This is a genomic window from Lelliottia sp. RWM.1 (genome assembly GCF_016859735.1).
Classification (GTDB): domain Bacteria; phylum Pseudomonadota; class Gammaproteobacteria; order Enterobacterales; family Enterobacteriaceae; genus Enterobacter.
In genome coordinates this window covers 1-5272 of sequence record NZ_WLVC01000094.1, presented here as the reverse complement: position 1 = coordinate 5272, position 5272 = coordinate 1, and the positions used below count along the sequence as shown (strand labels likewise).

The 5272-nt window shown below is 49.0% G+C and carries 6 protein-coding genes and 1 tRNA gene; all 7 read right to left on the bottom strand.

Annotation, left to right across the window (positions count from 1 at the left end; translation table 11 throughout):
- Positions 1–143: 143 nt before the first annotated feature.
- Positions 144–380: a hypothetical protein gene (locus GF617_RS26390; RefSeq protein WP_224435138.1), complete on the bottom strand. Its 237-nt coding sequence runs from the start codon at positions 378–380 to the stop codon at positions 144–146.
- A complete protein-coding gene (locus GF617_RS26385; RefSeq protein ID WP_176690040.1) occupies positions 364–708 on the bottom strand; it encodes a YkvA family protein in 345 nt (114 codons plus the stop codon). The genes GF617_RS26390 and GF617_RS26385 overlap by 17 nt, the downstream gene beginning before the upstream one ends.
- 29 nt (positions 709–737) lie before the next feature.
- Complete coding sequence (locus tag GF617_RS26380; RefSeq protein WP_085425220.1) at positions 738–1301, bottom strand: recombinase family protein; 564 nt, start codon at positions 1299–1301, stop codon at positions 738–740.
- Positions 1302–1570: 269 nt separating this feature from the next.
- Positions 1571–2005 carry a DNA repair protein RadC gene (gene radC, locus GF617_RS26375; protein WP_203452753.1) on the bottom strand — a complete coding sequence of 145 codons (435 nt, stop codon included), beginning with the start codon at positions 2003–2005 and terminating at the stop codon, positions 1571–1573.
- Positions 2006–2496: 491 nt separating this feature from the next.
- The gene (locus tag GF617_RS26370; protein ID WP_057060400.1) at positions 2497–3432 is read right to left on the bottom strand and encodes a hypothetical protein; all 936 of its coding nucleotides are present in this window, start codon (positions 3430–3432) and stop codon (positions 2497–2499) included.
- A 44-nt stretch (positions 3433–3476) separates the two neighbouring features.
- Positions 3477–5051, bottom strand: coding sequence for a site-specific integrase (locus tag GF617_RS26365; RefSeq protein ID WP_063448579.1), 1575 nt, complete (start codon positions 5049–5051; stop codon positions 3477–3479).
- Between the two features lie 129 nt (positions 5052–5180).
- Positions 5181–5256: transfer RNA gene (locus GF617_RS26360), tRNA-Phe, on the bottom strand.
- Positions 5257–5272 lie beyond the last annotated feature (16 nt).

Sequence of the window (5272 nt, the reverse complement as noted above, 5' to 3'; positions counted from 1 at the left end):
TGGTGCCCGGACTCGGAATCGAACCAAGGATTCGTTTCTATAGCAACGAAATCACCTAATAACAGTAAGTTACCTTTATGCTTCGATTCCGAATGTACCACTACTCCGTACCACATTCAAGAGCACTAAAGCTGACGATCTTACTACTTATCCTTGTTGGATTCAGCAGCCTTCAGTTTGTCATACATATCTTTGGCCTTGAATATGGTTGAAGGATCCACCTTATCCATAACCTTATCTGCGAATGCATCAATATGTTTATCTAACTCACCATCAAGCTTAAGTTTATCATTAACCATTTTCTTCACTTCGTGCTTAATGATTTTCTCTTTTACTGTCTCAGGTAATAGTTTATCTCGTATGTCAGTCAAAAAGCTCATCAACCTTCTCCTTTGCTTTCCCTTTAACTGCATCGTCTATACAACCTGCCACTGCTACAAGAGCTGCGGCGATTACAGCCATGTCATCGGTATACCCGAGTATCGGGGTTAAGTCGGGGATAATATCTATCGGTGACACTAAGTAAGCCAGCGCGCCGTAGATGGTTGCTCTGTGTGTAGTTGTGCAGTTGTCACTTTCTAAGCCGTAATACAAACGGAATACCTGCTCAAGTGAATCTTTTCCGATAGTTTTACAGTATTTCTTTACTTTCGACCAAAAACCGCTCTCGTTGTAGTCACCAATATCGATCTTGCCTGTATCATCCATTAACATTTCCTCAAAGTAGTGTTCTCATATCACTTATCTAACAGGTCAGGGCGCTCGTTCCGAACAATCCGGTAAATACTAGTGATGCCGATACCTAACTGGCGGGATATCTCCGGTTTACTCATACCGTTTTCGACCAAATCTATAACTTCTTGAGTTTTACTTGTGGCGGTCGCTCTCCGTCCTTTGTACTTGCCTTTTAGTTTTGCCAATGCGATGCCTTCGGCCTGACGCTCCAGCATCAGCTCACGTTCGAACGTGGCGATAGCGCCGATCATGGTCAGCATTAACTTTCCGGTCGGAGTGGCTGTGTTGATACCAATATTAAGGATGTTTAACGCCACGCCTTTGCCTTGCAGGTACTCCGAAATTTCAAGCAAATGTCGAGTGTTACGGGCGAGTCTGTCAAGTTTTGTTACACATACTATATCGCCTTCGCGAACAAACTCCAGTAAAGCCTGTAGTTCTGGGCGGTCATCTTTTGCCCCGCTGATCTTTTCCCTGAATACCTTCTCGCAACCGGATAACGCTGCGATTTGTGCATCGAGACTCTGCTCGGTAGTTGATACACGGGCGTAACCGAGTGTAGCCATGTGGACTCCTTACCCTGCCAATAGACTCACCGCCCTGCAAAGACCTGCCAGAATACCAAACCGACCCTGTAGCAGGGGCGAGTGCGGCATTCCACCGTTGCGGCGGTGGCAGGTCTTTGGGGCATGGGCTATTGGTATGGGTCTAGCGGTAGTAGGGGATTAGAGGAAATCTTCTTCTGAGGCGTAGCGTGCTGCCATTCCCCGGAAGAAGACGGTTGCAAAGGTTGTCAGAGCCATTATCAGGGCTTCAACAAGTAAGGATTTCCAGTTCATAGCCAGCCCCTGTCTGCGAATGAAACTGTTTGACCACCGCCCACGACGATGTGATCTACCAGTCGGACTTCGATTAGCTCCATAACTTTCTGAATATTGAGCGTTATCGCTTTATCCTGAGCGGATGGCTCGGCGTTGTCAGATGGGTGATTATGGGAACAGATAACACCTGCGGCGTTGAGCTTAAGCGCCTGCCGGGCAATCTCGCGGGGGTAGACTGGCGTTGTCGCTATGCTGCCGTGGAACATTTCCTGATAGTTCAGGACGTGATTCCGGTTGTCGAGGAATATCACACTGAACACTTCCTGCTCCCGATCGCCAAGCTGTAAAGCCAGATAGCTCGCAGTGTCCTGCGGTGATGCCAGTGTGTCGGTACGGTAGAGCCGTTGAGTGAGAATTTCGCGGGCCTGATTGATGATTTCATCATGCATGATTCATCCTCCTGTGGTGATCTGCATATTTCTTGTACCTGCGGAGCGGGGAATCTTGGAAAGGAGGTTTGGGCGAGTGGCTTTAGATGCCTGCCTGACGATCTGTACGGGCCTGTGAGCTGCGTTCAGGAGTGATTCATACCTAGAATGCAGAAAGGCCGTGAGAGGCCTACACGGCGTCTGGTGACTTCTGACGTGAAAAGAACTTTTGGGGAGTTGAGGCTACAAAATCATTAAGCTGTCGCTCAGTTCGACGTATTGATACGGCGGGAACTTTGCACTTTTGGTAAATGCGAGTTAGCGTTGATAGCTTAAGGATTATTATCTGTAGGATGCTATGAGTAAGATGAATTTGAGTAATAAAAATTGATAGAACCCTATAAATCTATATAAGTGTCTTGGGGTTAGGTTTCAAAGGTTGCAACGTTTGGACAGGTAGAAAAGCCTAATCCCTTAGGCTTTTGTTGTAACTTTTGATGCAACTTTTCGGTTTATATGCCGTATGACCTCAATTTCGCACGTTGGAAGTATATGTCCCTGCGTTTATCAAAGGGGATTGTCAGCCTGTCCAGCAGTTTACCCATCTCACTTAGAGGCTGCCGTGGGCTTTTTAGCAGGAAAATGCATTCGTTATGGGCTGCATCATAGGCTTTTCGGGCTGACTCGCTGCTTATCTTTAGCGTGGAGTCTGAAAGGCTGATACAGGCCATTCGCAGGCAGTGGGAATAGCAATCCTCCAGACTGACGAACCGCTTTAGCTGGCGGACCGCTTCCAGCCATACTTCCTGTTCTGCATGTCTGACCCTGATTAGCTTTGTACCGTGTAGATTTTTCCGTAACCACCGATCCCGTCGTTTATCGTTGAACTGATAACGTGTCGTTCTATGAGCCTCCTCATCAAATTCAATGATGAACTGGCGTTTAGCGGTTTTTCCTTTTGCCATATCGGTGTACCACTGCTCAGTGAGGAAGAAATCTACTCTGTAGGGACCGATCTGCTTTTGCCGTTCGAGTTCATAGCTTGTGAATCGTGGTTGTTGCCTTAGTTCGACGATCAAATCGTGTAATTTGACGCCAAATTGCCCTTCAAGACGGCTTTCACCGGACCTAACTGGCAGTTTCAAACCAGATTTAAGCTCAATTGCATCAATGAGAAGTCCGTTCTGGCTGGAGTGGATGCTGTAAGTCAGCAGGGCAAGGGCATCGCCAGCGGGAATCCAGCCGTTTTTGTCGGGAATTTCACCGTCAATCAGGCCGGATGTGCAGCACGACAGGACATTTTCGGGAGCCTTGAGCAATTTGGCATGTGTCCGCTGTGCCCATTGAGTAAATCTTGTTGCCTGAGGCGTCATTTTCCGCAAGAAAGCAACGGAAAGCTGGGGGACCCCGTCAACGGTCTGCCAGTCTGAGTCAGGAATTCTTAACATTTTGATAATCTCCAGTAAGTTACTGTGCCTTATACCGCTGAAAGTCAGTTTTCCAGCCGCTTTAGCTCCAGTCTGGGGATCCTCTCAATGAGCACCCGGCTTGTTTCAATCAGATAGCTGCCATAACGCCGTGGAACGGAGCCGGGAACATGTCCGAGAATGTTGTTCTGCGTGTCTTCGCGGACGTCCAGAGCACGGCATTGCGTAATGAAATAGTGACGGAAGCTGTGGGAGGGTTTAACTTCCTTACGGATGCCGTGCTTACGGATCAACCGGCCCCACCAGCGGCCATAGTTGTAGGCGTATTTATCGTTAACGACAGATTTCTCAGCAAAGAGCTGGCCTTCTCTGGTATTGACGAAATCCATAAAACCCAGCTCCAGTATATGGCTGTGTATCGGGACGTAACGCACGGAGCCAGCCGTTTTGACTGATTGCTCTTTCCCCATCTGGATTTTGAAGCAGGGAACACCGAAAGCATCCACGATATCGGCCCTGCGTAGCTGTCCGATTTCCTCAACGCGAGCCCCGGTGTAGTAAAGGATTATCGGCATCCAGTAGGCCATTTCGCCATAGAGAGATTGCTCCCCGTGGAACAGTGGTAGCCGGAACATCACCCTGATTTCGTCGTCGGTGAACGGGATATCCTCATTGATCGTCTGCACTTTTTTACGCATTTTGAAACTATCGAAGGGATGTTCATCCACGAGGTCGTCTTGGAGTGCAACAGTGAACATGGCCGAGAGGTGCATGAAGTTGTTTCGCACGGTGTTGGCGCTGAGTTTCTTGCCCTGAGCTTTGGCCTGATTCTCCAGCGACAGCAAGTTGACGGCCTTACTGCGGTTAGCCGGGGTCAGCTCCAGGAGCGTACGGAACGCCGCGAGGTCACTCTTCGAGATGTCCCGGATGGGTTTATCACCGATGAATTTGATGAATCGGTTAGCCGATGGTGTGTAATCCCGTATACGTGACTCAGCTCTGTCCTTGTCGGTTAGCCGGATATGTGCTTTGTAATGCTCGAAAAGACTGGCGAAAGTCATGCTTTTCTTTTGTTGCGTGGCGTTGATGGCGGTGTAGACAGGTAGTTCATCAATAATATACATTTCTGCCGTACTGAGCCTGTACTCCGCCAGACGCCATGCGAGCTTTTGTCTCCATGCGGGCGTCAGTACTGCTGGCGTCCACCGAAGAGCCTCTTCGAGTTCAGGCTGCATAAGTTGGGTGACAAGCTGCAAATCTGCCTCGTCTGCCTGCTCTCCCTTACGCAGACATTCGCTTAATTGCACGTTATCTGCGGTCAGGCCATAACCATAATCGTCTTGCCGTACATAACGTGCTTTGATGGTTTCTGGCTGCTGGAGGATTCTGGTCATCCATACCGAAGCGATCACCTCTGTATCGTCCTGCGTTACGGAGCGCTCTGCTTTGGCGTTCTGGATGATAGCGTTAATTTTTGCCAGAGCGACAGGGGCTTTGAGCTTGGCTTGTCCGAGGTCTTTCGTCTCAAGGGAACGTTTTAGTTCGCCTTTGCCGATGGCTGAACGCAGCTCCAGAGGAACCGCTTTGCGGATGTAGTAGGTGCCGTTTCGGTCTTTGGTAGGCTTTATCATAATGCCCATTTTGTACCACCTTTCTGTACCACCGGGAAGCGGGGCCGGAGGAAATTAAAAAGAGGTAACTACCGATAAACCAACAAGTTGTTGACTCAGAAAGCAAAAACCCCCGCCGAAGCGAGGGTTATAAATGAGTGGTGCCCGGACTCGGAATCGAACCAAGGACACGGGGATTTTCAATCCCCTGCTCTACCGACTGAGCTATCCGGGCAACGGGGCGCATTAAA